At 67.3% G+C, this 24,888-nt stretch carries 23 protein-coding genes; 12 read left to right on the top strand and 11 right to left on the bottom strand.

From position 1 onward, the window contains the following. Nucleotides 1–74: 74 nt before the first annotated feature. The 3 genes from ACFSQR_RS05100 to ACFSQR_RS05090 form a co-directional block, all read right to left on the bottom strand. Nucleotides 75–617: a hemerythrin domain-containing protein gene (locus ACFSQR_RS05100; RefSeq protein WP_377728544.1), complete on the bottom strand. Its 543-nt coding sequence runs from the start codon at nucleotides 615–617 to the stop codon at nucleotides 75–77. Nucleotides 618–623: 6 nt separating this feature from the next. Then, complete coding sequence (phaP, locus tag ACFSQR_RS05095) at nucleotides 624–1,106, bottom strand: TIGR01841 family phasin (protein WP_377728543.1); 483 nt, start codon at nucleotides 1,104–1,106, stop codon at nucleotides 624–626. Nucleotides 1,107–1,220: 114 nt separating this feature from the next. Next, nucleotides 1,221–1,682, bottom strand: a complete 462-nt coding sequence (locus tag ACFSQR_RS05090) for a hypothetical protein (protein ID WP_377728542.1) — start codon at nucleotides 1,680–1,682, stop codon at nucleotides 1,221–1,223. Nucleotides 1,683–1,777: 95 nt separating this feature from the next. On the opposite strand from ACFSQR_RS05090, the gene ACFSQR_RS05085 reads away from it, so the two are divergent. From ACFSQR_RS05085 to ACFSQR_RS05075, 3 genes are read left to right on the top strand one after another with little or no spacing between them, the layout of a single operon-like run. Beyond that, the gene (locus tag ACFSQR_RS05085) at nucleotides 1,778–2,278 is read left to right on the top strand and encodes a VOC family protein (protein ID WP_377728541.1); all 501 of its coding nucleotides are present in this window, start codon (nucleotides 1,778–1,780) and stop codon (nucleotides 2,276–2,278) included. 13 nt (nucleotides 2,279–2,291) lie between these two features. Beyond that, on the top strand, nucleotides 2,292–3,161 hold the full coding sequence (gene purU / locus ACFSQR_RS05080) for a formyltetrahydrofolate deformylase (protein WP_377728540.1): 870 nt from the start codon (nucleotides 2,292–2,294) through the stop codon (nucleotides 3,159–3,161). Between the two features lie 15 nt (nucleotides 3,162–3,176). Further along, a complete protein-coding gene (locus ACFSQR_RS05075; RefSeq protein WP_377728539.1) occupies nucleotides 3,177–3,713 on the top strand; it encodes a YaeQ family protein in 537 nt (178 codons plus the stop codon). Nucleotides 3,714–4,127: 414 nt separating this feature from the next. Here the strand turns inward: ACFSQR_RS05075 and ACFSQR_RS05070 are convergent, their stop codons facing one another. Next, the gene (locus tag ACFSQR_RS05070; RefSeq protein ID WP_377728538.1) at nucleotides 4,128–4,694 is read right to left on the bottom strand and encodes a cysteine hydrolase family protein; all 567 of its coding nucleotides are present in this window, start codon (nucleotides 4,692–4,694) and stop codon (nucleotides 4,128–4,130) included. 107 nt (nucleotides 4,695–4,801) lie between these two features. Here ACFSQR_RS05070 and ACFSQR_RS05065 point away from each other — a divergent pair, with 107 nt between their 5' ends. Both ACFSQR_RS05065 and ACFSQR_RS05060 read left to right on the top strand, forming a co-directional pair. After that, nucleotides 4,802–5,719, top strand: coding sequence for a LysR family transcriptional regulator (locus tag ACFSQR_RS05065; protein ID WP_377728537.1), 918 nt, complete (start codon nucleotides 4,802–4,804; stop codon nucleotides 5,717–5,719). 56 nt (nucleotides 5,720–5,775) lie between these two features. Further along, the gene (locus tag ACFSQR_RS05060; RefSeq protein WP_377728536.1) at nucleotides 5,776–6,228 is read left to right on the top strand and encodes a copper chaperone PCu(A)C; all 453 of its coding nucleotides are present in this window, start codon (nucleotides 5,776–5,778) and stop codon (nucleotides 6,226–6,228) included. Here the strand turns inward: ACFSQR_RS05060 and ACFSQR_RS05055 are convergent, their stop codons facing one another. Next, a complete protein-coding gene (locus ACFSQR_RS05055; RefSeq protein ID WP_377728535.1) occupies nucleotides 6,229–7,017 on the bottom strand; it encodes a head GIN domain-containing protein in 789 nt (262 codons plus the stop codon). A 216-nt stretch (nucleotides 7,018–7,233) separates the two neighbouring features. Between ACFSQR_RS05055 and ACFSQR_RS05050 the strand changes: the two genes are divergently transcribed. Then, nucleotides 7,234–8,355 carry a type IV pilus twitching motility protein PilT gene (locus ACFSQR_RS05050; RefSeq protein ID WP_377728534.1) on the top strand — a complete coding sequence of 374 codons (1,122 nt, stop codon included), beginning with the start codon at nucleotides 7,234–7,236 and terminating at the stop codon, nucleotides 8,353–8,355. 102 nt (nucleotides 8,356–8,457) lie between these two features. On the opposite strand, the gene ACFSQR_RS05045 is transcribed toward ACFSQR_RS05050, so the two are convergent. After that, nucleotides 8,458–9,048 (bottom strand): 3'-5' exonuclease, encoded by a 591-nt coding sequence (locus ACFSQR_RS05045; protein WP_377728533.1) that lies wholly within the window; start codon nucleotides 9,046–9,048, stop codon nucleotides 8,458–8,460. A 4-nt stretch (nucleotides 9,049–9,052) separates the two neighbouring features. Next, entirely contained in the window at nucleotides 9,053–9,520 is a 468-nt protein-coding gene (locus ACFSQR_RS05040; protein ID WP_377728532.1) for a ProQ/FINO family protein, read from the bottom strand. A 357-nt stretch (nucleotides 9,521–9,877) separates the two neighbouring features. On the opposite strand from ACFSQR_RS05040, the gene rpoD reads away from it, so the two are divergent. Beyond that, a complete protein-coding gene (gene rpoD / locus ACFSQR_RS05035) occupies nucleotides 9,878–12,325 on the top strand; it encodes an RNA polymerase sigma factor RpoD (RefSeq protein ID WP_377728531.1) in 2,448 nt (815 codons plus the stop codon). Between the two features lie 186 nt (nucleotides 12,326–12,511). Here the strand turns inward: rpoD and ACFSQR_RS05030 are convergent, their stop codons facing one another. After that, complete coding sequence (locus ACFSQR_RS05030) at nucleotides 12,512–14,302, bottom strand: PAS domain S-box protein (RefSeq protein ID WP_377728530.1); 1,791 nt, start codon at nucleotides 14,300–14,302, stop codon at nucleotides 12,512–12,514. A gap of 350 nt (nucleotides 14,303–14,652) precedes the next feature. Next, a complete protein-coding gene (ppc, locus tag ACFSQR_RS05025) occupies nucleotides 14,653–17,469 on the bottom strand; it encodes a phosphoenolpyruvate carboxylase (protein ID WP_377728529.1) in 2,817 nt (938 codons plus the stop codon). Nucleotides 17,470–17,611: 142 nt separating this feature from the next. Here ppc and hemC point away from each other — a divergent pair, with 142 nt between their 5' ends. The 5 genes from hemC (at nucleotide 17,612) to ppa (ending at nucleotide 22,350) form a co-directional block, all read left to right on the top strand. Continuing rightward, nucleotides 17,612–18,559, top strand: a complete 948-nt coding sequence (hemC, locus tag ACFSQR_RS05020) for a hydroxymethylbilane synthase (RefSeq protein WP_377728528.1) — start codon at nucleotides 17,612–17,614, stop codon at nucleotides 18,557–18,559. Then, entirely contained in the window at nucleotides 18,552–19,325 is a 774-nt protein-coding gene (locus ACFSQR_RS05015; RefSeq protein ID WP_377728527.1) for a uroporphyrinogen-III synthase, read from the top strand. Before hemC ends, ACFSQR_RS05015 begins: the two co-directional genes overlap by 8 nt. Continuing rightward, nucleotides 19,322–20,434 (top strand): uroporphyrinogen-III C-methyltransferase, encoded by a 1,113-nt coding sequence (locus ACFSQR_RS05010; protein ID WP_377728526.1) that lies wholly within the window; start codon nucleotides 19,322–19,324, stop codon nucleotides 20,432–20,434. The genes ACFSQR_RS05015 and ACFSQR_RS05010 overlap by 4 nt, the downstream gene beginning before the upstream one ends. A gap of 5 nt (nucleotides 20,435–20,439) precedes the next feature. Continuing rightward, nucleotides 20,440–21,636: a heme biosynthesis protein HemY gene (locus ACFSQR_RS05005; protein ID WP_377728525.1), complete on the top strand. Its 1,197-nt coding sequence runs from the start codon at nucleotides 20,440–20,442 to the stop codon at nucleotides 21,634–21,636. Between the two features lie 177 nt (nucleotides 21,637–21,813). Then, nucleotides 21,814–22,350, top strand: coding sequence for an inorganic diphosphatase (ppa, locus tag ACFSQR_RS05000; RefSeq protein ID WP_377728524.1), 537 nt, complete (start codon nucleotides 21,814–21,816; stop codon nucleotides 22,348–22,350). A 94-nt stretch (nucleotides 22,351–22,444) separates the two neighbouring features. Here ppa and ACFSQR_RS04995 read toward each other — a convergent pair whose 3' ends face one another. Both ACFSQR_RS04995 and ACFSQR_RS04990 read right to left on the bottom strand, forming a co-directional pair. After that, nucleotides 22,445–23,872, bottom strand: a complete 1,428-nt coding sequence (locus ACFSQR_RS04995; protein ID WP_377728523.1) for a PA domain-containing protein — start codon at nucleotides 23,870–23,872, stop codon at nucleotides 22,445–22,447. Next, nucleotides 23,859–24,857: a choice-of-anchor J domain-containing protein gene (locus ACFSQR_RS04990; protein ID WP_377728522.1), complete on the bottom strand. Its 999-nt coding sequence runs from the start codon at nucleotides 24,855–24,857 to the stop codon at nucleotides 23,859–23,861. Before ACFSQR_RS04990 ends, ACFSQR_RS04995 begins: the two co-directional genes overlap by 14 nt. Between the last annotated feature and the right edge of the window lie 31 nt (nucleotides 24,858–24,888).

Below are 24,888 nucleotides of genomic sequence, written 5' to 3'. Positions count from 1 at the left end.
TGCCGGCGCGGGAGCGAATATCGCGCCGTGCGTGTTAGAGGGCGCAGCCGCCCCGGAGTTCCGCCGGCGGCTGCTCATTCGTCCAGCCGAGGCGACCATGCGAATGCCGCCGCATGCGCCGCAGCGGCGTGCGCGTCCGTACCGCGCTCGAGCGCCTTGCGCCGTGCCGCCAGCTGCTGCGCCAGCAGCTGCAAGTCGAGGCCGCAGCTGCGCGCGCAGCCGAACAGCGCGCCCTGCTCGTGCGCGATGTGATGGCGCGTTTCCTCGGCCAGCACGGCGATGGTCGCGCCGAAGCAGGGGTCGTCCGGATACAGGGAACGCAGCTGTCCGATCAGCAGGCGCTGCGCGTCGTGCTCGACCAGCGCGTCGTCGAGCAGCGCGCTGCCTGCCGCTTGGGCGACTGCCGGGTAGAACGCCTGTTCCTCGAGCGCGGCGTGGACCATGAGCTCGCGGCAGATGCGGCGCGCAAGCAGGGCCTTGCGGCCGTCGTCACGGGCCTGGCAGGACTGCAGCAGCTCGTACTCGTGGAACAGGCGCAGGAGCATGTCGTGCTCTGCCCGCAAGAGCGACAATGCGTCGCGCTGGCCGAGCGGCGCGTGCCTTGCTGCTGCCGCCATGGCGGCTCATTGCGCCTGGTTTTCTGCGCCGCCGTTCGGCACGGCGGCCGCCGGGAAGGCCATGCGTTCCAGCGCGCTGCGCTGCTCGGACGCGAGCCGCTCGGTGGCCTGGGTGCTGCGCCGGACCATGTCGTCCGCGACCGCGCTGGCGGCGCGGTTGGCTTCAGGGATATGGGTTTCGGCGGCGCGGGTGAGTTCGACCTGGGTGCCCGCGACGACGTTCATCAGCTGCTGCTGGTAGGTGCGCAGGTGCTCGGATGCGGGCACGCTGCTCGCCACCAGCGCCGCGCAGCATTCGATCGGGCCGGCCGAGGAGATCACCTGGCGGGTGGCGGCCATGCTGTCGTCCACCAGTTGCTGCGCCAGCTTGAGATTGAGTTCGGTAATGCGGTGGATGGCGTCGTACATCTTGCCGGCCATGTCGGTCATCAGCGAAACCTGCGCGTCGAGGTGCGATTGCAAGGCCGGCGTGGGTGCGAGGGCGTTCATATACTCTCCGATGTCAAAGGTAGCCGCGATGCTGCGGATGGCAAATAGACGCCGGGTTGGCTGGGGAGTTCAGCCGACCGGTGCAGGCGCTTGGCCTACATCAAGGATGAGTTGTCAGGAGAGGAGGTCGGGCGCGCCGGCGTCGCCGGCGGCATCGCTGGTGGCCAGGCCGGGGTCGGCCAGCAGGCCGTGCGCGTCCAGCATGGCGTAGACGATGTCGGGCTTGCGGTCCAGGCAGCGGCGGACCGCGGCCGGGATCGACTGGCGCAGCTTGCGGCACAGGCCGGGCCGCTCGGCCAGGCGGATGGTCAGGCCGCGCACCGTGCGCACGCCATGCACGGACGGGGTGATCTGGAGGTCGATGCCGACCATGTCCTGCAGCTTGCCGGTCAGGCGGCGCAATTCGTCATAGGTGGCGATGGCCTCGATGCGGGCGATCAGGCGCTTTTCCTCTTCGCGCGTGAGTTTGAGTACGCGCAAGTCGCCGGCCGGATCTTCCAGCAGCCGCTCCCGGTCGCACGTACACGCGCCGGGCGGGCATTCAGTGCGGATGGGAAAAGGGAGCTGTTGTACCATCGTTGTCGGGTTGCAGGAGCAAGCCCGGAGTATCCGTGGCAAGAGCGCCGCTGTCAAACGGATCGGTCCATGGCGCATCTAACAGGAGGATAAGAATGGCAACCATCCAGCGCATCGCGCCTTGCTTGTGGTTCGACGACCAGGCCGAGCAGGCGGCCGGGTTCTACACGTCCGTGTTCCCCAACTCGCGCATCCGGCAGGTGTCGCACTACAGCGGCGTCGGGCAGGACGTGCATGGCCGTCCGGAAGGCTCGGTGATGACGGTCGACTTCGAACTCGACGGAACGCCGTTTACCGCACTGAATGGCGGGCCGGTGTTCCGCTTCAACGAGGCGGTGTCGTTCCAGGTGATGTGCGAGGACCAGCAGGAAGTCGACCATTACTGGGAGCGGCTGGGCGAGGGCGGCGACCCCAAGGCGCAGATGTGCGGCTGGCTCAAGGACAGGTTCGGGCTGTCCTGGCAGGTGGTGCCCACCATCCTGCCGCAACTGGTGGCGGATTATCGCTCCGAGGGCGCGCGCAGGGCCTTCGCCGCCATGATGGGGATGAAGAAGATGGACATCGCCGCGCTCCAGCGTGCCTATGACGGCCGCTAGCCCGGAGGCCGCCATGCACCGGCCCGAATACATCCTGACCCTGTCCTGCCTGGACCAGCGCGGCATCGTGCACCGCGTCTCGGGCTTCCTGGCGGCGCACGCCTGCAACATCCTCGACTCGGCGCAGTTTGGCGATCCCGGGTCGAAGCTGTTCTTCATGCGCGTGCATTTCGTCCTGGAGGATCCGCAGGTGGGCGACGCCAGGCTGCGCGCCGAATTCGCATCGCTGTGCCGCGAGATGGACATGGACGGGCAACTGCATGATGCGCACCGCAAGCCGCGCGTCATGCTGATGGTCTCGAAGATCGGTCACTGCCTCAACGACCTGCTGTTCCGCTACAAGAGCGGGCTGCTGGCGGCGGAGATTCCGGCCATCGTGTCCAACCATATGGACTTCTACCAGCTCGCGGCAAGTTACAATATCCCGTTTTACCACCTGCCGCTGGCCGCAGGCGCCGGCGATGCGGCGCGCGCGGCCCAGGAATCGCGTGTGCTGGAACTGATGCAGGCCCACGAGGTGGACCTGGTGGTACTGGCGCGCTACATGCAGGTGCTGTCGCCGCATTTGTGCGAGGCGATGCGCGGCAAGGCGATCAACATCCACCATTCGTTCCTGCCTAGCTTCAAGGGCGCGCGGCCGTATGCGCAGGCGTACACGCGCGGGGTGAAGCTGATCGGCGCGACCGCGCACTTCGTCACCAGCGATTTGGACGAAGGGCCGATCATCGAGCAGGACGTGATGCGGGTCGATCATTCGATGGACGCGGCGCACCTGGCGGCAATCGGGCGCGACGTCGAGTCGGTGGTGCTGGCGCGGGCAGTGAAATGGTTCACCGAACACCGGATTCTCCAGAATGGCGACAAGACCGTCGTCTTCAAGTAAACACGAAGTGAAGTAATGGCCCTCAAATCTACAATCTATAAAGCAGAACTCTCGATCGCGGACATGGACCGCAACTACTACGGCACCCACCTGCTGACGCTGGCGCGCCATCCATCGGAGACCGACGAGCGGCTGATGGTGCGTGTGCTCGCCTTCGCGATCCATGCCAGCGAGGCACTGGTCAACGCCAAGGGCATCTCCGACACCGAGGAGCCTGACCTGTGGCAGAAGGACCTGACCGGCGCGATCGACCTGTGGATCGAAGTGGGGCAGCCGGACGAAAAGCGCCTGCTCAAGGCCAGCGGGCGCTCGGAGCAGGTGATGGTGTATTCGTACAGCGCGGCCAGCCATATCTGGTTCAAGCAGATCTCCAACAAGATCGACCGGGCGAAGAATATCTCCGTGATCAATATTCCGGCCGAGGCCAGCGCCGCGCTGGAACAGATGGCGAACCGTTCGATGCAGCTGCAGTGCACGATCCAGGACGGCCAGATCTGGCTGACCGACGGCGACACCACCGTCGAAGTGCCGCGCGAGACCTGGAAGCAGTAAGGGTCGGCGGCGGATAGCCGCTGGCATTCACTCCCCGCCTCGTTCCCGTCCCGCACAAGGGGTGGGGCGTGCCCGGCGGACATTGCCTCGTTTCTTCTCGTGTTTGCTCATTTTTGCTCGCGTGCCGGAGCGTTTTCCCTATGGGGCGTCCACGCGGCGCGAGCAAAAACGAGCAGTGGCGAGCACGAACGAGGCGTTTACTCCCGAGTAACAGGCACACTCCTTCGGCCAGGCTTTCGATTCAGGCCGGCTGTTCCGGCAGGCTGGGTTTGGCGGAATCGGCCAATTTATGGCCGTTTCCGCCAGCTTCAGGCTGGCTGTTCTGGCAAGCCGGGGTTTGGCGGAATCGGCCAATTCATGGCCGTTTCCGCCAGGTTGCCGCCGCCTTGGCGCCTCGGGGACCCTCCCCTGGGGCTAAGCGGCTTCGCACATCGCCAGCACGGCGGCGGTATCGTGCACCTCGGCGAACTCCCGGTCCAGGCTGGCCAGCGCGGCATCGTGCATCTCCTGCGCGCTGAAGTAGCGTCCTGCGCTGGTGGTGCGGTCGAACGTGGCGGTGGCGTCCGACACGATGACCGGGCTGAATCCCAGGTTCTCCGCCATGCGCGTGGTGGTCGACACGCAGTGGTCGGTGGTGATTCCCGCGATGACGAGGCGGGTCGCGCCGGCACTGCGCAGGCGCTGTTCCAGGTCCGTCCCGATGAAGCCGCTGTTGACCTGCTTGTGCAGCACCGGCTCGCCCGCGAGCGGCACCGCTTCGGGCTTGAAGCGGTAGCCCGGCGCGTCCGGATGGAACAGGCTGCGCGCGCGCGGCGAGCGGTGCTGGATGTGGATGACCGGACGGGCACTCTTGCGCCACGCCGCGAGCAGCGCCGCGATGTTCGCCTCGGCCTGCGGGTTGTTGCGCTGTCCCCACGAGGGGTCGTCGAACGCCTGCTGGACATCGACCAGCACCAGTACGGCATCTTGCGGCAGCTTCATTGCATCTCCTTGGCTTGGAATGGAGGCGCCATCGTGCCGCCGGCCACTGTCGCGCACAAGCGCAAACGCGTATAGTTGAGTCTTATCCATCAAATAATTTGATCGACATGACTCTCCCCAAGCTGCATCACATCGAGATGCTGGTGGCGGTAATCGACAACGGCGGTTTCGGCGCCGCCGCGGCGCAGCTGGGCGCGACCCAGTCCGGCGTCAGCTACGCGGTCGGCGAGCTGGAACGCCAGCTGGGCGAGCGGCTGCTGGTGCGCGCGCGCAGCGGATGCACGCCGACGGCGGCCGGCGCGCGGATCCTGCCGAAGGCGCGCCAGATGCTCGAGCTGGCGGCCGGCCTGGCCGAGGACGCGCGCGGCGACACGCAAGCCCTGTCCGGCCATGTGCGCATCGCCTGCTTCCGCAGCGTGGCCACGCACCTGCTGCCGAACGCGCTCGAGACGCTCGGCACGCGCCACCCGCAGTTGCGCATCGACGTGGACGACAGCTACGAAGAGCGCGCCGAAGTCGAGCAGGCGCTGCGCGAGGGCCGCGCCGACCTCGCAGTCGCCCAGCTGCCGGTGGGGCCGGACCTGGTCCAGCGCCCGTTCGTGTCCGACAGCTATGTGCTGGTGCTGCCGGCGGGTTGTCGCGTGCAGGCCGGGGCCGGATGGGCGCAGTTTGCGGCGCTTCCGTACATCCAGCTCAACTGCAGCGGCGCGCTGGCCGTGCTCGAGCGCTGCCGCGCAGCGGGCTTTGAAGCACGCGCGGCACGCACGCTGGCGACCGACAGCGGCATTTGCGCGCTGGTGGCGCGCGGGCTCGGCTATTCGATCCTGCCGCGCCTGGCGGTGTTCCCCGAACCGTCCGGCGTGCAGGTGGTGGACTTGCCGGTGGAGGCGCGCCGCAGCTTCGTGCTGGGCGCCACGCCGGCGATGGCGCGCGACCGGGCCGTGCGTGCGGTCATGGCAACCCTGCGGGAGCGCCGCATTCTCGAACGCAACGAAGCGGTCAGGCGTGCTCTGGTGTCGTGGTGATCGGCGCGCCTGCGTATAATCGTCGCCATCCCGCATTCAATCCCCTAATGACTATCATGAAACTTTTCCCGTACGCAGCTGCCGTGCTGCTCGCCTGCGCGGCGCAGGCCAGTGCCCAGGTCACCGTGTCGGACGCGTGGGTGCGCGCCACCGTCCCTGCCCAGAAAACGAGCGGCGCCTTCATGCGCGTGACCTCGCCCGTGCCGGCGCGGCTGGTTTCGGTCAGCACGCCGCTGGCCGGCCTGGCCGAACTGCACAAGATGGAAATGAAGGGCGACCAGATGAAGATGGCCGCAGTCGATGCGGTCGAGCTACCGGCCGGCAAGGAAGTGAACCTTGCCTCCGGTGGCTACCATGTGATGCTGATGGACCTGAAGCGCCAGCTCAAGCCGGGCGAGACCGTCCCGCTGACGCTGGATGTGGTGACGGGCAAGGACAAGCACCAGACGGTGCTGGTGAACGCGACGGTCAGGCCGATCACGACCACCGCGCCCGCCCACAAGCATTAATCAGCGCGGCGCTGCGCCCAGGCGTTCCGCGTCGCCCGAGCCGACCACGGTGCGGGAGATGCGCGGGTCGCCGTAGTAGCGCACGTCGCCCGAACCGGCGATGGTGTACGACAGCCGGTTGGTGACCCACACCGTGGAGGTGCCCGAGCCGCCCACGGTGATGCCGGCGTCGCCGACCTTCAGGCCGCCCGCGTCCACGTCGCCCGAACCGCCGATCGTCACCGACAGGCGCGAGGCCTGGCCGCCGCCGACGCGGATATCGCCGCTGCCCCCCACCGCGACCGACACCCGGTCCGCATCCACCGACCCGACATTGATGGTGCCCGAGCCGCCCACCGCCAGCGAGATCTTCTCGGCGCGCAGCGGACCGGTGGTGATCGAGCCGGAGCCGTCCAGCGACAGCCGGTCGATGCTCCTCGCGGTCACGACGATTTTCATGTTGCGCGAACGCAGATAGAGGTTGTCGCGGGCCGGGCGCACCTTCAGCACGCCGCGTTCGACTACCGTCTCGATCATCGGCAGCAGGTTGTCGTCCGCTTCGATGGTGATGCCCTCGGTGGCGCCGATGCGCACTTCGGCGGCGGCCGGCAGCGACAGCTCCACGCCGGTGAAGTGACCGGTCGCGCGCGCCTGGGTGCGCGAGACGCCGCTGCCCTTGACCTCGTCCCCGCCGAACCAGCTCGAGCCGCCCGCCAGCGCGCCGGCAGCCGGCAGGGCAAAGGCGAGGGCGGTCACGACGTACAGGGCCTTGCGGCGCAGTGGCATGTTCTTGTTGGATGGCTTGTGCATGTCTGTCTCCGGGTGATGAATTTGCATGTTGTCAGACTATCGCCATCGGCCGCCGCGCGCTGCCGCTTTGCGACAGGCTGCGCAGGCGCGCGCCCGAATTGCACTGTCACGCGACAGTTGGCATCGCCGGGCGTGCCGGGGGCAAAAAAATTCTCGCGGCACGGCCGTGGCCAGTCCTATAATCGTTCCTATTGGCAACCCGGAGCTACCGTCCAGATGGAATACCACCAGTCCTCGCAGATCCGCACCCTGACTTACGAAGAGAACGAAGACCATCCGGTGTTCGGCACCCTGGTCGAGCAGATCCTGCACCTGCTCAATTCGCGCCTGGTCTTCAGCGACATCATCATCCACCAGAATTCGCCGCTGATGCTGCGCCAGCCGCGCGGCCTGGTGGCGGTGACCGACTCGCCGATCACCAAGGAGGAGCTGGAAGAGTTCTTCGAGGTGATCGAGCCGAATTGGGCCGAGCGCATCGTCGACCGCGCCTTCGACCGCTCGATCGACCTGCACACGGCGCGCATCCGCGCCAACTGCTTCACCTTCCAGGGCAAGAAGCGGCTGGGCTGCGTGATCCGGCGCTTTCCGAAGGAGCCGCTGGCGCTGGCCGAAGTGGGCCTGGGCGCCGACGAGCAGGCGTTCGCGCGCCTGACCAACGGCCTGGTGCTGATCATCGGCGACACCTGCCAGGGCAAGTCGACCACCATTGCCGCCATGCTGGACGATATCAACCGGCGCCGCTCCGGCCACATCATCACCATCGAGGATCCGGTCGAAACCCTGATCCCGCAGCGGCACTGCATCATCACCCAGCGCGAAGTGGGGTTGGATGGCGACGTCGAGAGCTACTACCTGGGCGCGCTCGATGCGCTGCGCGAGCGCCCGGACGTGATCGCGATCGGCGAGATCCGCGATGCGCAGACCGCGCAGGAAGCGCTGGCGCTGGCCGAATCCGGTCCGCTGGTGCTCGCGTCGCTGCACGCGCGCTCCACCGAACTGGGGCTGCAGAAGATGATGCGCCTGCTGGGCAACAGCGACGCCCAGGCGCAGGCGCTGGCGCATGCGCTGCGCGGCGTGCTGTGCCAGGCGCTGCTGCCGTCGCTGGAGGGCAACCGCTACTACCTGGCCACCGAGTGCCTGACCCCGAACGCCGAGGTGGCGCGCCTGATCGAGCAGGGCGACATCGCCGGCATCCGCAGCCACATGAACACGGTGCGCGCGCCGGGGTGCCACACGATGAATTCGTCGCTGGAGAAGCTGCTGTCCGCGCACAAGGTCAGCGTCGAGGATGCGCGGGCGGCCACGACCGACCGCATCGGCTTCTCGGAGATGGTGTAAAGGGTGGGGGGACGGTCCCGAAGGGACTGCCCCTGTCTTTTAGCGCTGTTCGACGGAAGGCCGGGGACAGTACTGCCCGCTCAGCGGCGTAGGGACAGTCCCCTAGAGTGGAAAGGCGGGGACGGGGTTTTCGCGCCAGAGGCGGTACACGCGCAGCGCGACATGCGCATCGTCGGCCGCATACAGGATCTGCGACTCCGACAGCCTTGGCAGCGACCAGTTGGTGGTGGTGATCTTCTTCGACTTCTGCAGCGCCTTGCCGAAGTAGCGCGCCACCGCGGTCTTGGCGCCAACCGGATTGCGCTGCCCGTTGCGCAGCACGTTGGCCAGGTCCACCACGTTGACGGTGTCGACCCCCAGCTTGGCGCGCAGCCGCTTGACGTCGTCGCCCAGGCCAAAGCCCGCCTTGACGATGCCCGGCGCCTCCAGCACCGCCTTGATCACATGGACGGCCGTCTTCGGGCCGATCTGGAACAGGTAGGCGTGGGTATCGGTCGCCAGCTGCACGAGGTGCGGCCCGGTCGACGCTTCGCCCTTGATGAAGGTGGGTTTGGATTCGGTGTCGAAGCCGATCGCGTCGGCCGCCATGAGCGCCGCCAGTGCGGCTGCGGCTTCCTCGTCGGTGCGCACCAGGCGCACGTTCGCCAGCGAGATGCCGTGGTAAGGCGGCAGCGCTTCCGCTACGATTTCCATCGGGTCAGCCGCGCGAGAATTTGGAAGCCAGCGCTTCCAGTTTCTCCTGGCGCAGGCGCGCCGCTTCCTCGGCCTTGGCGGCTTCGCGCTCGGCCTTCTTGCGCTCGGCCTCCTTCTTGAAGCGCTGCTGCAGCGTTTCCTTGGCGTGCGAACGGTGGGTGTCGGTCACTTCTTCGCCCGGATTGCCGTCCAGGTCATAGCGGACGGTGGCCTTTTCCATCGCGCGCAGGTAGCGCAGCGAACCGGTGTGGATGCCCAGCGCGGTGCGCATGGTCTTGCGGTCCAGGCCAGGCATGCGCTCCAGCAGCTGCTTGTCGATGCCAATGGCGAGCGGCAGGCAGTTCTTGAATGCGGGGTATTGTTGCTGGAGTTGCTTGAGCAGGGCACGCGGGGAGGGCGCAGCAGGGGTTGGCGCTGCTTCCGCGCTCTCCGGGGTGTCTGCCGGCGCAACGGCGAGGCTGTTATTGTTCATCGACTTCGTTGTAAGAACTGGAACCGGAAGGATAGCATGCAGCGCCTGCCCCATGCGCACAATCTCGTGGCGGCGGGCACCTGCGCATCATCCGCCGCCCGCTGGCGGCAGCCTTGCGCTGCCTCAGTCATAGGTGTTATCGCGCAATCACATATGAGTTATGCGATTTATTAATTATCTCCATATCTCACAATCTGGCATAATTTTGGATTGCCCAAAGCCCGACTAGCCCACGCCGGGCTTTTTTCGTTCCCCGGATCCTTGATATCCGGCCGACTGCCCTAAGTTGGGGGCGATCCCAATAACACTCTCTTCCTGGCCTTTTAATGGGCCGGGTGGATTATTGACTGAGCACCGATGAAGAACACCGCCAAGACACTGACCCTGACCGCCAAGAAAGCGCCGCGCAAGGACTCTGCGCTGGCGGTTCCTAAGACTGCTACCTCGTATCAGCTCGATACCGAAGCGGAGACCAAGGTCGTCGTGGTCAAGAAGGGTTCGCGCCTGGCGGCAGTGAAGGCCGAAGCGCCTGTGGAGCCGGTGGCGGAAGCCAAGCCGGTGGTGCGTTCGCGCGCCAAAAAGCTGCTGGCCGACGCCGGCGTCGAACTGGCGGAAGCGGCCGCCGAGGCGCCGAAGGCGGTGCGCACCCGCGTCAAGAAGCTGGACAAGCCGGAAGCGGCAGCGCCGGTGATCGCACCGTCGGCCGTCAGCACCACCACCGACGCCGCCGCCCTGGCCGCGATCGACACCTCCGGCTACCTGCTGCCGGGCGTGAAGGTGCCTGGCCGCCGCGGCCGCAAGCCGAGCGAGTTCGTGCCGGAAAACGACGAAGTCGCGGCACTGAACGCGGTCGAGCGCGCCGAACTGAAAGCGGTGTCCAAGGCGCGCGAGCGCAAGGCCAAGGCCGGCCTGTCCGGCCTCCTGTCGGACGACAAGGTCAGCGAAGCGGACCTGGAGCGCCGCCGCCAGCAGATCAAGAACCTGATCAACATGGGCAAGGAGCGCGGCTTCCTGACCTATGCCGAGATCAACGACCAGCTGCCCGAGAACATCATCGATCCGGAAGCGATCGAAGGCATCATCGCGACCTTCAACGACATGGGCATCGCCGTCTACGAGCGCGCTCCGGACGCCGAGATCCTGCTGCTGTCCGATAACGTGCCGGCCGCGACCTCCGACGACGAAGTGGAAGCGGCTGCCGCAACCGCGCTGTCGACCGTCGATTCCGACTTCGGCCGCACCACCGACCCGGTCCGCATGTACATGCGCGAAATGGGCGCGGTTGCGCTGCTGACCCGCGAAGGCGAGATCGAAATCGCCAAGCGCATCGAAGAAGGCCTGAAGGACATGGTCCAGGCCATTTCCGCCTGCCCGACCACGATCTCCGAGATCATCCAGCTGTCGCACAAGATCGCGCGCGACGAAATGCGCGTGGACGAAGTGGTGGACGGCTTCGTCGACCTGAACGAGAGCGCGGCGCCGGCCGCCGCCGCCGCGCACAGCGACGACGACGACGAGGACGACGTGGACCATGAGGACGAAGACGGCGACGTCAACGGCGGCGCGGCCGGCTACTCGACCGAGCAGCTGGCGCAGCTCAAGACCGGCGCGCTGGAAAAGTTCGACCTGATCTCGCGCGAATTCGACAAGATGGCTGCCGCCTTCGAAAAGGAAGGCTACGGCTCGGCCAAGTACAACAAGGCGCAGGAAGTCATCTCCAACGAACTGTTGGGCATCCGCTTCACCGCCAAGGTCGTGGAAAAGCTGTGCGACACCCTGCGCGGCCAGATGGAAGAAGTGCGTTCGATCGAACGCGCCGTGCTGGACCTGTGCGTGAACCGCTGCGGCATGCCGCGCGCGCACTTCATCAAGGTCTTCCCGGGCAACGAGACCAATCTGCTGTGGGTCGACGGCGAAGTGGATGCAGGCTACGCGTATAGCGCAGTCCTGAGCCGTAACGTCCCTGCCATCAAGGAACTGCAGGGCCGCATGATCGACCTGCAGGCGCGCGTCGCGCTGCCGCTGGCCGACCTGCGCAAGATTAACAAGCAGATGGCCGCCGGCGAACTGCGCGCGCGCACCGCCAAGCGCGAAATGACCGTGGCCAACCTGCGCCTGGTGATCTCGATCGCCAAGAAGTACATCAACCGCGGCCTGCAGTTCCTCGACCTGATCCAGGAAGGGAACATCGGCCTGCTGAAGGCGGTGGACAAGTTCGAATACCGCCGCGGCTACAAATTCTCCACCTACGCGACCTGGTGGATCCGCCAGGCGATCACGCGTTCGATCGCGGACATGGCGCGCACCATCCGCGTGCCGGTGCACATGATCGAGACCATCAACAAGATGAACCGCATCTCGCGCCAGATCATGCAGGAGACGGGCGCCGAGCCGGACATGGCCACCCTCGCACTGAAGATGGAAATGCCGGAGACGAAGGTGCGCGAGATCATGAAGATCGCGAAAGAGCCGATCTCCATGGAGACCCCGATGGGCGAGGACGGCGATTCGCAGCTAGGCGACTTCATCGAGGACAACAACACGCTGGCGCCGCTGGACGCCGCGCTGCACGCCTCGATGCGCAACGTGATCAAGGAAGTGCTGGACTCGCTGACCCCGCGCGAAGCGAAGGTGCTGCGCATGCGCTACGGCGTCGAGATGTCGAACGACCACACGCTGGAAGAAGTCGGCAAGCAGTTCGACGTGACGCGCGAGCGTATCCGCCAGATCGAAGCGAAAGCGATGAGCAAATTGCGCCAGCCGTCGCGCTCGGACAAGCTCAAGACCTTCCTGCACAACCACTGATCATCGTGGTCAAACAAAAAACGCGCCTGCCGGCGCGTTTTTTTTCGTCCCATCGCATTTCGCCGCCGTCGTCCGAGCGCAGGCTGGGACCCATACTGAGCCCGCGTAACGGTGGCGCCCAGCTTCCGATTCCTCAAGCCCGGATTGGATTCCGCCTTCGCCCGGATGACTGAAGTGGCGGCGCCATCACCAGATCGGCATCTCCATCTGCGCCTCGCTGGCGGCCGGCTCCGGCAGTGGCGCCATCTCGTCCTTGAGCGGCAGCCGGATCTCCACCCGCGTCCCCATCCCGCGCGAACTGGCCACCGCCATGCTGCCGCCAAGCCCGCCGAGCCGCTCGCGCATCCCGCGCAGCCCGAACGAATGCACCTGCGACAGCTGTCCCGGTTCGATCCCGACGCCATCGTCCTCCACCACCGCCATCAGCTCGCGCTCGCCGATTTCGATCTCCACCGTCGCGCGCGTGGCGTTCGCGTGGCGCATCACATTCACCAGCGACTCCTGGATCGCCCTGAACACTGCCGCCGTGCGGCGCTGCCCCAGCCCGGCGCCATCGCCGCCCGACACCACCAGCCGCGTTTCGATCCCGTTACGCTTGCCGAAATCGCCCAGCAGCCACTCCACCGCCGGGCACAGGCCCAGCTCCAGCGTGCTGGGATGCAGGTCGTTGATGATCGCTCGCACCGAGCGGATGGTCGCGTCGATTGTCTCGAGCACTGCCGCCGCGCGCGCGTTCAGGCGCGGGTGGCGGGTCGCCGTGCGCTGGTGCAGCAGCGTCACGTCCAGCTTGAGCGCCATGAGGTTCTGTCCCAGCTCGTCGTGGATATCGAGCGCAATGCGCTTGCGCTCATCCTCCTTGATCGACTCCTGGTGCGCCGACAGCTGGCGCAACTGCGCCAGCGACTCGGCCAGCGCCTCCTCGGTGCGCTTGCGCTGCGTGATATCGACCGCCATGCAGATCATCATGAGCGGCTTGCCGTCCGCATCGAACACCGGCTTGCGGTAATCCTGCAGCAGGCGGTTGCCGCCGCGGCGGCGGTCCCACATGTGCAGCTCGCGGGTGAGCAGCGTGCGGCCCTCGAAGGCCGCGCGGTCGAAGTCCTCGAACGCCGACAGCTGCTCGGCCGGCAGCAGCCCCAGCGCACGCGTGCCCGCGACCGAGGCGAAATCGAAGCCGCACATCTCCTCGGCCGCAGAATTCATCAGGATGATGCGCGAATCCGCATCCTTGAGCATCAGCGCCACCGGCATCGCCGAGATGATCTCGTGCATGCGCTGCTCGCTGGCGGCCAGCGCCCGTTCGGCCGCCTCGCGCACCGCCACCTGCTCGCGCAACTGCGCATTGATGTGCGACAGGTCCGCTGTGCGGATGCGGATGCGCGCCTCCAGGTCCACCTGCACCGCGGCCAGCGCCAGTTCCGCGTTCTTGCGTTCCGTGATATCGGTCAGCATCAGCAGCGTACCGGCCGGCGTGCCGTCGTCGTGCTGCATCGGACGGCCGCTCGCGATCGCCCAGCCGGTTTCGCCGTTCGCGCGTCGGTAGGACAGGTCGTGGGTGCGCCCGGCCAGGCGCGGATCGTCGGACATCAGCAGGGCCAGGATGCCGAACGAATCGGCGCCGAGGAAATCGTAGACCGAGCGGCCCTGGATCGACGCGACCGACTCCCCGAACATCTCCGCCAGGCGCGGATTGGCGAACGCGCTGCGCTGGTACGGATCGACCAGCCAGATGCCCTCGTGCGCCGTATCGATCAGGCGCTGGTAGCGCTGCTGGCTCAGGCGCATCATGTTGTGCCCCTGTTCCAGCGCCAGCGCCGCCCCGCGCAGCCGCAGCAACGCCACCACGACCACCGCCGCCGCGATGATCAGCGCGGCCAGCGTATACGGGTCGCGATGCGACAGGGCTGCCAGTGCCGGCATCATCAGCGCCACCGCGATTCCTGCGATGCTCAGCGACTCAACGGAAGACCTGTTCATACGCGCCCACGAAAACGATTGCCCGATTCTACGACCGCCTCCCTTTCCCCACAACAAATTTCCCCTGCGTTAGTCCGCCCCCGGGGTCAGGCCCACACTCTGTCGGCGAGGCCTGACCCCGAGTTTGATGTAGCTCAAACTTCGTGCGGATTTCGGCGCGTATGCGGTATCGGATTCCCGCAAGGCGCCTGTGCGGCGCAGCGCAAGTAGCGGATTGCGCCACCGGTGAGCCTTGGGGTCAGGTACTCGCTCCGCGAAACAGGCCTGACCCCGGCTTTGAGAAAAATCAAACCGGGGGTCAGGCACCACTGGGAGGGCGTGCCTGACCCCCGGTTTGAGAAAAATCAAGGTTAGCCGGTGTTGCGCAGGCCGGCGGCGATGCCGTTGATGGTGAGGTGGATGCCGCGGTGGACGCGCGGGTCGATCTTGTCGGCGTCGCCCGCCGCGCCGCGGTGCCGCTCGATCAGTTCGACCTGCAGGTGGTTCAGCGGGTCAAGGTAGGCGAAGCGGTTCTGGATGGAGCGCGCCAGCAGGGGGTTGCCGGCCAGGCGTTCGGCCGCGCCGGTGATGCGCTCGAGGCAGCGCAGGGTAGCGGCGTGCTCGCCAGAGATGCGGGCGAAGATGCGCTCGCCCAGCGCGGCGTCGGGCACGAGGCCGGCATAGCGCGAGGCGATCGCGAGGTCGGTCTTGGCCAGCACCATGTCCATGTTGGAGAGGAGGGTGGCGAAGAAGGGCCATTCGCGCAGCATGGCGCGCAGGGTGTCGACGCGCGCACCCTGTCCGTCGCTGTCGCCGCCGTCATCGATCCAGGACGAGACGGCGCTGCCGAAGCCGTACCAGCCGGGCAGCAGCAGGCGGCACTGGCCCCAGGAGAAGCCCCACGGGATGGCGCGCAGGTCTTCGATGCGCCGGGTGGATTTGCGCGAGGCCGGGCGCGAGCCGATGTTCAGTTCAGCGATCTCTGCGATCGGGGTGGCGGAGAAGAAGTAGTCGGTGAAGCCGGGGGTCTCGTACACGAGGTCGCGGTAGGCGCGGTAGGCGCGCTCGGACAGTTCGGCCATGACGGCTTCGAACTGCGCGAGCCGTTCGCCGCGTTCGCCATTGCTGCTGTGGGGAGCAAGCGAGGCTTCCAGCGTGGCTGCGACCAGCAATTCGAGGTTGCGCCGCCCGATTTCGGCATTCGAGAACTTGGAGGCGATGATTTCGCCCTGTTCGGTCAGGCGGATCTGGCCGTTGACGGTGCCCGGCGGCTGCGCGAGGATCGCTTCGTAGCTCGGGCCGCCGCCGCGCCCGACGGTGCCGCCCCGGCCGTGGAACAGGCGCAAACGCACGCGCGCGTCGCGGAATACCTGCACGAGGTCGAGTTCGGCCTTGTACAGTTCCCAGTTCGAGGTCAGGAAGCCGCCATCCTTGTTGGAGTCGGAGTAGCCGAGCATGACTTCCTGCAGCTGGCCCTGGCCGTGCACCAGCCGCCGCACCAGTGGCAGCGCCATCCAGTCGCGCATGATGGCGGCGGCGCGCTGCAGGTCGGGGATGGTCTCGAACAGCGGGATGACCATGGCGTCCAGCTCGCCCTCGGGCACGCGCAGCATGCCGGCTTCCTTCTGCAGCAGCAGCACTTCGAGCAGGTCGGACACGGTTTCGGTATGCGAGATGATGTAGTTGCGGATGGCGCGTGCGCCGTAGCGCTGGCGGATGTCGCGCGCGCTGCGCAGGATCTCCAGTTCGGACGCGGTCTCGTCGCTGTACGCGAGGTAGGGCGAATACAGCAGGCGGGGCTGCTCCAGTTCGCGCAGCAGCAGCGTCACCCGTTCGTCCTCGCCCAGCGCGGCATAGTCGGGATGGGCGCCGGCGCGGGCGAACAGTTCGGCCAGCACGCGTTCGTGCACGTCCGAGCTTTGCCGCATGTCGAGCGAGGCGAGGTGGAAGCCGAAGATGGAGGCGGCGCGCATGAGGACGCCCAGGCGCGGCCGGATCAGTTCCCGCGCGTGGTTGGCGCGCAGCGAGTCCGCCACGATGTGCAGGTCGGTCGAGAATTCGGCGGCGTCGCGGTAGGGCGCGGCCGGACCCACTTCGCGGCGCAGTATGTCGGTGGCGCCCAGTGCGCGCGCGGTGGCGGCCAGGCGCGCGTACATGCCGATCAGGGCGCGCCGGTACGGTTCGTCGCCACGGTGCGGCGAATGGTCGGGCGAGGCGTCGGCCAGCGCCGCCAGCTGCGGGCTGACGGGCGTGATCAGCGTGGACAGCGAGAGCTCGGCGCCCAGCGCGTGCACCTGCTCGAGGTACCACGCGAGGATGGTGGTGGACTGGCGCTCGAGCGCAAAGCGCATGGTGCTGGCGTTGACGTTCGGGTTGCCGTCTCGGTCGCCGCCGATCCAGCTGCCCATCTGGACGAACGGCGCTTCCGCCGGTTCCGGTTCGCCGCCATACTGCGCGGCGAGGTCCGCTTCGATGTCGTCGTACAGGGCCGGCAGCTCGCTGAGGAAGGTGATGCGGTAGTAGGACAGGGCGTTTTCGATCTCGTCGGCCACCGTCAGCTTGGAGTAGCGCAGCATGCGCGTGTGCCACAGGGTGGCGATGCGGGCCTTGAGCAGGTCGATGTTGGCCTGGCGCTCGCGCGGGGTGAGCGGGAGGTCGCGCTCGGCCAGCAGGCGCGCGATGTCGTGCTCGGCGTCGAGGATGCTCTTGCGCTGCACTTCGGTCGGGTGCGCGGTCAGCACCGGCGAGATCAGGGCCTCCCGGAAGAAGCGCTGCACGGTGTCCTTGCCGACGCCGGCCTGCCTGAGCCGGCCCAGCGCGTAGTTGACCGACCCTTGCTGGGCGGCGGAGCCGGCCAGCAGGTGGGCGCGGCGGCGCCGCACGTGGTGGCGGTCCTCGGCGATATTGGCCAGGTGGGAAAAATAGGAGAAGGCGCGCACCACCGAGATGGTCTGGTCGCGCGTGAGCCGGTGCAGCAGGCCGGTGAGTTCTTCGCCGGCCTGGGCGTCGTCCTCGCGCCGGAAGCGCACCGCCGTCTGGCGGATGGTTTCGACCAGGTCGAAGGCGTCATGCCCTTCCTGGTCGCGCAGCACGTCGCCCAGCAGGCGGCCGAGCAGGCGGATGTCTTCTTTCAGCGGGGCGTCCTTGTCGGACGGGGTGGATGCGGGTGCTGCGGCAGGGTTGACCATGTTGTACCAAAGTGGGTTGTTGGTGCAAAGGCTTGTGGCCACTAGTTGCAGGGGAGCGCATGATAAAATTTATGGTCTTATCCAAGCGCCCGTTGTACTGGCATTCGCCGTTCCGGGACAAACGACAGTGAAAGAATCCGTTTTGAAGAACCGCTTAATTATTGCATCGCGGGAGAGCCGCCTGGCCATGTGGCAGGCCGAGCACGTACGCGCACAGTTGGCTTTATTATATCCGCAGTGCAGCATCGAAATCCTCGGCATGACCACGCGTGGCGACCAGATCCTCGACCGCGCCCTGTCCAAGGTCGGCGGCAAGGGGCTGTTCGTCAAGGAGCTGGAAGTGGCGATGGCCGAGGGCCGCGCCGACCTGGCGGTGCATTCGCTGAAGGATGTGCCGATGGACCTGCCGGAAGGCTTCGAGCTGTCCGCCATCCTGGAGCGCGAAGACCCGCGCGATGCCTTCGTGTCGAACGATTACGCCAGCCTGGCCGAGCTGCCGCCTGGCGCTGTAGTCGGCACCAGCAGCCTGCGCCGCCAATCGCTGATCGCGGCGCGCTATCCGCACCTCGTGATCAAGCCCTTGCGCGGCAACCTCGACACCCGCCTGGGCAAGCTCGATCGGGGCGACTATGCGGCGATCATCCTGGCGGCGGCGGGCCTGAAGCGCCTCGGCCTGCCGCAGCGCATCCGCGCGCTGCTGGCGCCGGAAGACAGCCTGCCGGCAGCCGGCCAGGGTGCGATGGCGATCGAGATCCCGAGCGGACGCCCGGAGCTGGCCGCGATGCTGGCGCCGCTGAACCACCGCGATACCGCGCTGGCGGTGGCGGCCGAGCGCAAGGTGTCCAAGGTCTTCGGCGGCAGCTGCCAGATCCCGCTGGCGGCCTTCGCCACCGTGGACGGCGCCACCATGCGCCTGCGCGCGATGGTGGCGACGCCGGACGGCACGCGCACCGCGCGCGCCGAACTGAGCGGCCCTGCGGACCAGCCGGAAGCGCTGGGCCAGCAGGTGTCGGAACTGCTCGGACAGCAGGATGCGCACGCGATCCTGGAACAATGCAAGGTGCAGGCCCAGGCCGCGCCCGATGTCTGACACCGTCGTCATCACCCGCCCGCGCGCGCAGGCCGAAGCGCTGGCGCAGCGCGTGGCGCAGGCCGGCCGCACCGCGGTGGTGCTGCCCCTGCTCGAAATTCATCCGCTGCCGGACCAGTCGCAGCTGCGCGAGACGCTCGCGCAGCTGGACCGCTTTGCGCTCGCCGCATTCGTGTCGCCCAATGCGGTCGATGCCGCGTTCGCGCACATCGGGCGCTGGCCGGCGGGCGTCGCAGTCGCGGTGGTGGGCGAGGGCAGCCGCGCCGCGCTGGCGCGCCATGGCGTCACGCCTGCCACGGCAACCATCCATTGCCCGCCCGATCCGGCGTTCAGCGATTCCGAGCATCTGCTGGCGTCGCTCGACCTGGCGGCGCTGCACGGACGCGAGGTGCTGATCGTGCGCGGCGAGACGGGCCGCGAGCTGATGGCCGACGCGCTGCGCGCAGCCGGGGCGCGCGTCACCACCGTGGCGGCCTACCGCCGCAGCATCCCGGAACTGACGCCGGAACTGGCGGCGCAGCTGCGCACGCTGCTGGGCGGCGAGCACCAGTGGGTGGTGACCAGCTCGGAAGCCTTGCGCGGGCTGGCCGGCCTGGTGCAGCGCCTTGGTCCCGGAGATAACTTCGTTGCAAAATTGCAACGACAGCACTTCGTGGTACCCCACGCCCGCATTGAACAAACCGCCCGCGAACTCGGACTGGACCAGGTGACCCTCACAGGTTCAGGCGACGAAGGGGTCTTTGCCGCGTTACAATCACAGGTATGAACGATTTGCCGACCCTACCCGATCCAGACAACGCACCGGTGCCATCCGCTGCGCCACAACCCGGCCCTTCGGGGCAGCTCAATCCCGGCTCGACCGAATCGCGCGTGCGCCAGCTGACGGTGGCTGTGATCGTGATCGGGCTGCTGCTGGCGGCGCTGGCCTGGTCCGCCCACAACCGCATCTACGGCCTCAAAGTGGAGCTGGCGCGCAGCAAGCAGGAATCCCAGTCGACCACCAAGGACACATTCGCGATGGCGCGCCAGGTGGCGGACGAGAGCCGCGCGCTGCAGATCAAGGTCGGCGTGCTGGAAAACCGCCAGGCCGAAGCGGCCGGACAGCAGATCGCGCTGGAGCAGATGTACGCCGACCTGTCGAAGAACCGCGACGAGTGGGCGCTGGCCGAAGTCGAGCAGGTGCTGTCGACGGCGAGCCAGCAGCTGCAACTGGCCGGCAACGTGCCCGGCGCGCTGATCGCGCTGGCCAACGCCGACCGGTCGCTGTCGCGTTCGGACAAGCCGCAGTTCATCACCATCCGCCGCGCCATTGCGCGCGATATCGATCGCCTGAAGGCGCTGCCGCAGCTGGACGTCACCGGCGTCGCGGTGCGCATCGACCATGTGATCTCGCAGGTAGATTCGCTGCCGATGCTGTCCGATGCGCAGCCGGCCGCGCCGGCGCGGCCGGAACGCCAGGCCACGCCCGTGAGCCCGAATGCCAGCGGCGCGCGCACTGCGCTGGCCAAGGTGCAGGACCTCTGGCACGGCTGGAGCGCCGAGATGTGGGACGAGATGCGTGAATTGATCCGCGTGCGCCGCATCGATACGCCGGAAGCGCTGATGATGTCGCCCGAGCAGTCCTACTTCCTGCGCGAGAACGTCAAGCTGCGCCTGCTCAATGCGCGCGTGGCGCTGTTGTCGCGCAACGAGACGGCCTTCCGCGACGATATCGCCGCCGCCCAGAATGCGCTGGCGCGCCATTTCGATACCCGCGCGCGCGCCACCCAGTCCGCCCAGGCGGTGCTGCGCCAGGTCGCCGCCAACAACCTTGCGATCGACATGCCGACGCTGGCCGACAGCCTTGACGCTGTGCGCAACTACAAGACGAAATAAAGACCATGCGCTTACTCCTCTGGCTCGTGGCACTGATGGCAACCGCCATCGGGATTGCCGTCACCGCCCGCTTCAATCCGGGCAACGTGGTGCTGTTCTATCCGCCGTACCGGATCGACCTGTCGCTGAATTTCTTCCTGCTGCTGCTGGCCGGCCTGTTCGTGGTGCTGTTCGGGCTGATCCAGGCAATCCGCTCGACGCTCAAGATGCCGGCGCGCGTGGCGGCCTACCGCCAGCGCAAGCGTGAGCGCGACGGAAATAAGGGGCTGCGCGATGCGCTCAAGGCGTATTTCGAAGGCCGCTTCGGCCATGCCGAAAAGGCGGCCACCCGCGCTGCCGAACTGCCGGAAAACGCCGGCGTCGCCGCCCTGATCGGCGCGCGCGCCGCCCACCGCATGCGCCAGGCCGAGCGCCGCGACGCATGGCTGGCCCGGGTCGCGGGCGACAGTTCGCTCAAGACCGCACGCCTGATGACCACCACCGAGCTGCTGGTGGACGACCACCAGCCGGAAGAAGCGCTGGCCGCGGTGGCGGAACTGAACGCGAGCGGCACCCGCCACATCCACGCCCTGCAATGGTCGCTGAAGGCCCAGCAGCAGGCCAAGAACTGGCCGGAAGTGCTGCGCCTGGTGCGCATGCTGGACAAGCACAAGGCGCTGCATCCTGCATTGTCCTCGCGCCTGCGCGAGATGGCCCACGAGGCGCTGCTGTCGGATCCGGCGCACGACGCGGAGTCGCTCAAGCGGGTGTGGGCCACGGTGCCGCAGGAGGACCGCAACAAACCTTACATCGCCTGCGTGGCGGCCACCGCGCTCAATGCGCGCGGCCTGCACGACGAGGCGCGCGTCACCGCCGAGGAGGCGCTGCGCCGCCAGTGGGACGACCGCATCGTGCGCGCCTACCGCGAAGCGGCGGGCCAGGCCGGCTCGCCGACCCTGCTGGCGCAGATCGAGCATTGCGAAACCTGGCTGCGCGAACGTCCGAACGACGCGGAGCTGGCGCTGACCCTCGGCTCGCTGTGCCTGAAGCAGAAGCTGTGGGGCAAGGCCCAGCGCTACCTGGAGCAGGCGCTGTCCGACGCCACCGAAGCGCGCATGGTGCGCGAAGCGCACCTGAAACTGGCGCAGATGCACGAGGCGCTCGGCCAGGAGCAGGAAGCGGCGGCGCACTACCGCCAGTGCGCGCTGGCCACGATCCTGTAAATCCCGGGCGTGCCGTGCGCACGCTTATCCTCGTCCTCCCTACACTGGCATACCGGCAGGGACTGTCCCCGATGGGGACCGTCCTCCCCTCCGATGCCCTGCTGCGCCGCACAATAGCTGGCCGAAATTCGATATAATCACGCCAATCCGTCTTACAGAAACCGAAGGAAAAACCGAATGAGCCTCAATAAAGTATCGGCCGGCCGCGACGTGCCGAACGATTTCAACGTCATCATCGAAATCCCGATGAACGCCGATCCGATCAAGTACGAAGTGGACAAGGAGTCGGGCGCGATCTTCGTGGACCGCTTCATGGGCACCGCGATGCACTATCCGTGCAACTACGGCTACGTGCCGAACACGATCTCGGACGACGGCGACCCATGCGACGTGCTGGTCATCACCCCGTTCCCGCTGATCCCCGGCGTGGTGGTGCGCTGCCGCGCGATCGGCGTGCTGAAGATGACCGACGAAGCCGGCGGCGATGCCAAGATCCTGGCAGTCCCGGTCGACAAGATTTTGCCGATCTACAGCCACTGGCAGAAGCCGGAAGACCTGCAGGACCTGCGCCTGCAGCAGATCCAGCACTTCTTCGAGCACTACAAGGACCTCGAGCCTGGCAAGTGGGTCAAGGTCGAAGGCTGGGGCGGCCCGGACGACGCGAAAGCGGAAATCGTCAACGGCGTCGAAGCCTTCAAGAAGCTGCAGAAGTAATCGCAGCGGACGACAAAAAAGCGCACTTCGGTGCGCTTTTTTTTCGTCGCCGTCCCGGCACCGGGGGCGTGCCGGGCCGGGATGGGGGCTGCGGCTACCAGCCGATGTCCTTCATCAGTTCCAGCGTCAGGTCGCGCGGCGCGGACAGCTGGTGCGACAGGTCGCCATTGATGGACGGCTCCATCAGCAGGTTCGGCCGCCCGTCGGTGCTGAAGTGCGATACCGACGAACCGGGCTGGTACTCGACCGGCGAATACATCATGACCATGCCGTTGGAGCCCATGCCGGCGAGCCGGCCCGGGTCCACGCCCAGGCTGGCCACCACGCCGGACTGGGTGCGCGAGCGCGAGGCCAGGCGGGCCTTGAGCCGGACGCCGTCAGCCTGCGACACGCGCACGGCAGGGATGGTGATCGACGGGTCGGTCCCGCCCAGCGCAAGCACGTCGCCCGGCGCATTGTCCGCCACCACCATCCCGATCCCGCCGGCGTCCTGCACATGTTTGGCCTTGATGACGAAGGTGCAGGTGCCGCGGTCGACCAGCGCGACGTTGCCCTTCACCGCGCGTGCGTTCGCCGCCGACAGCGGCGCGCAGGCCAGGCCGGTGCCGTTGCCCTGGTCGACCACCGGCATCAGCTGGCCGGTCACGCCGGATGAGGACAGCGGCGGGCCGAACGTCGCCTCGCCGACCAGGTAGTTGCCGCTGGCGTCGCCCGCGGCCGATCCGCTGATCGCCAGGTTGGGCATGGGCGCGAGCACGGTGCTGGCGGCGGCGTTGACGTAAGTGCCGGACCAGACCAGCGCGTTGCCGCTGACGGCGGAGGACTGGCGCTCCGCATTGTCCATCGCGGCCCAGTTCTTGCCAGTGCGGCTGTCGGTCAGGTAGTGGTCCCACACGGATGGGCGGCCTTCGATCCGGTTGCCGCTCTGCCCGTTGGTGAAGGTCTGGAAGCCCAGTCCGTGCGCCATTTCGTGCAGCAGCACGGCCACCAGGTCCACGCTGGTGCCATGGTTGGCGTCCAGCCCGAGGTAGTAGGGCGAACCGGGCAGGCAGTCGGCGAACAGCCCTAGGCGCGAGTTGAAGTTGGCCACGATGTGCGGGGAGCCGGCGCCGGGCAGGTCCTCGCCGGCGATCTTGCTGGCCAGCGCGCTCGGATACCAGCTCTCCGGGCGCGGCGAGTTGGCGAATTCCGCGAAGATGTCGGCGGTGCCGGCTGCGCCCAGGACGGCGCTGTTAGCGGTGCAGAACATCGGCACGAAAGCGGCGCGGATGCGGATCTCGATCGGGCTGTTGATGGTCGCGCCCCAGATGTTGGCCGCGTGGGTGAACGCATTCAGGCGCTGCTGGCCGAGCGTGGTGCCGGGGTTCCCGCCGATGGGGGCAACCGGGGTCGGGTCGTTGAAGCCCACGCCGGGATTGTTGGCGTTGATGATGGTGATGGTGGCGCCGGCCTGGGCGGCGCCGCAGGCGCAGGCCAGCGCGAGTGCAAGCGCGGTGCTGCGCATCAGGTCAGCGGGTTTCATGGCCATGCTCCTTTTCGCCGGCGGCCTCCTGCGCGGCGTGCTCGCCGGTGACGCATTCGATCGTCAGCTTGCCGTTCTTGTCGCGCGATACCACGGAGTAGGTCATGGCCTCGCTGCCCATGCTGCGCCGGACGGTGCCGTCCGCACGCCGCACGGAAGGGGCGGCCGGCGCCACCTTGCCGGCCTGGAGCGAGGTTGCCAGCCCGGTCAGCGCCCGGAACTCGGCGGGAGTGGGGGCGCGCAGCTGGCCGGTCTGCGGATCGCGCACCACGACCATGCCGCCTTCCGGCGCCTGGCCGCCGGCGAACGCCGCCGAGCTGATGGCGATCGCCCCGCAAGCGACCATGGCGCGGCTGTGGCGGAAGCCCAGCAGGGCCGCCAGGCCGATGCACAGCATGACGTAGGTGGCCGGTTCGGGCACCGGGGCGGTCATCGTCATGGAGTCGATGCCGACGTAGTTGGAAAGCTGGGCGGCGCCGTGGTAGCGCACGGCAAAGCGGCCTTCGCCGGTGGCGTTGATGCTGGCCTGGAATGCGGTCCAGGTGTCGGGGACCGGCATCATGCTGCCCAGCGACACGAAGGCGGTGACGTCGGTCCCGGTGCCATAGCCGTACAGGACTTCCAGCCCGTCCATGTAGCCGGCCCCGCCGGCCGAGCGGGCGTGGAACGAAAACTGTGTCGCTCCGTTCAGGCTGAGCACCGGCGAAATCAGCCACAGGTCGATCGTCCCCTCGTCGAGCGAAGAGGTGAGGTAGTTGGCCGCGAGGTAGGAGTCCGGCGCGCCCGAGTGCGCGCTGAAGACGCCCGCATTGCCCTGGAACCATCCCTGGCCCGGGTGGGTGCTCTGGTTGAGCGAGACCCAGCCCGGCATCGACGACGGGTTATCGAATTGTTCGGCCAGCGTCGAGGGCGCCGGCGAGTCCGCATACGCCGCACTGGAGAGGGCCAGCGCCGCAGCGGTAAGCATGGATGTGAGAAGTTTCATGGAATCGCCCCCAGTCGGATACGTCACGGAG

This window comes from Pseudoduganella sp. GCM10020061 (genome assembly GCF_042683405.1).
In the GTDB taxonomy this organism is placed as follows: domain Bacteria; phylum Pseudomonadota; class Gammaproteobacteria; order Burkholderiales; family Burkholderiaceae_D; genus Telluria.
The sequence above is the reverse complement of the archived record's forward strand: the minus strand, read 5'-3'. Positions and strand labels throughout refer to the sequence as shown.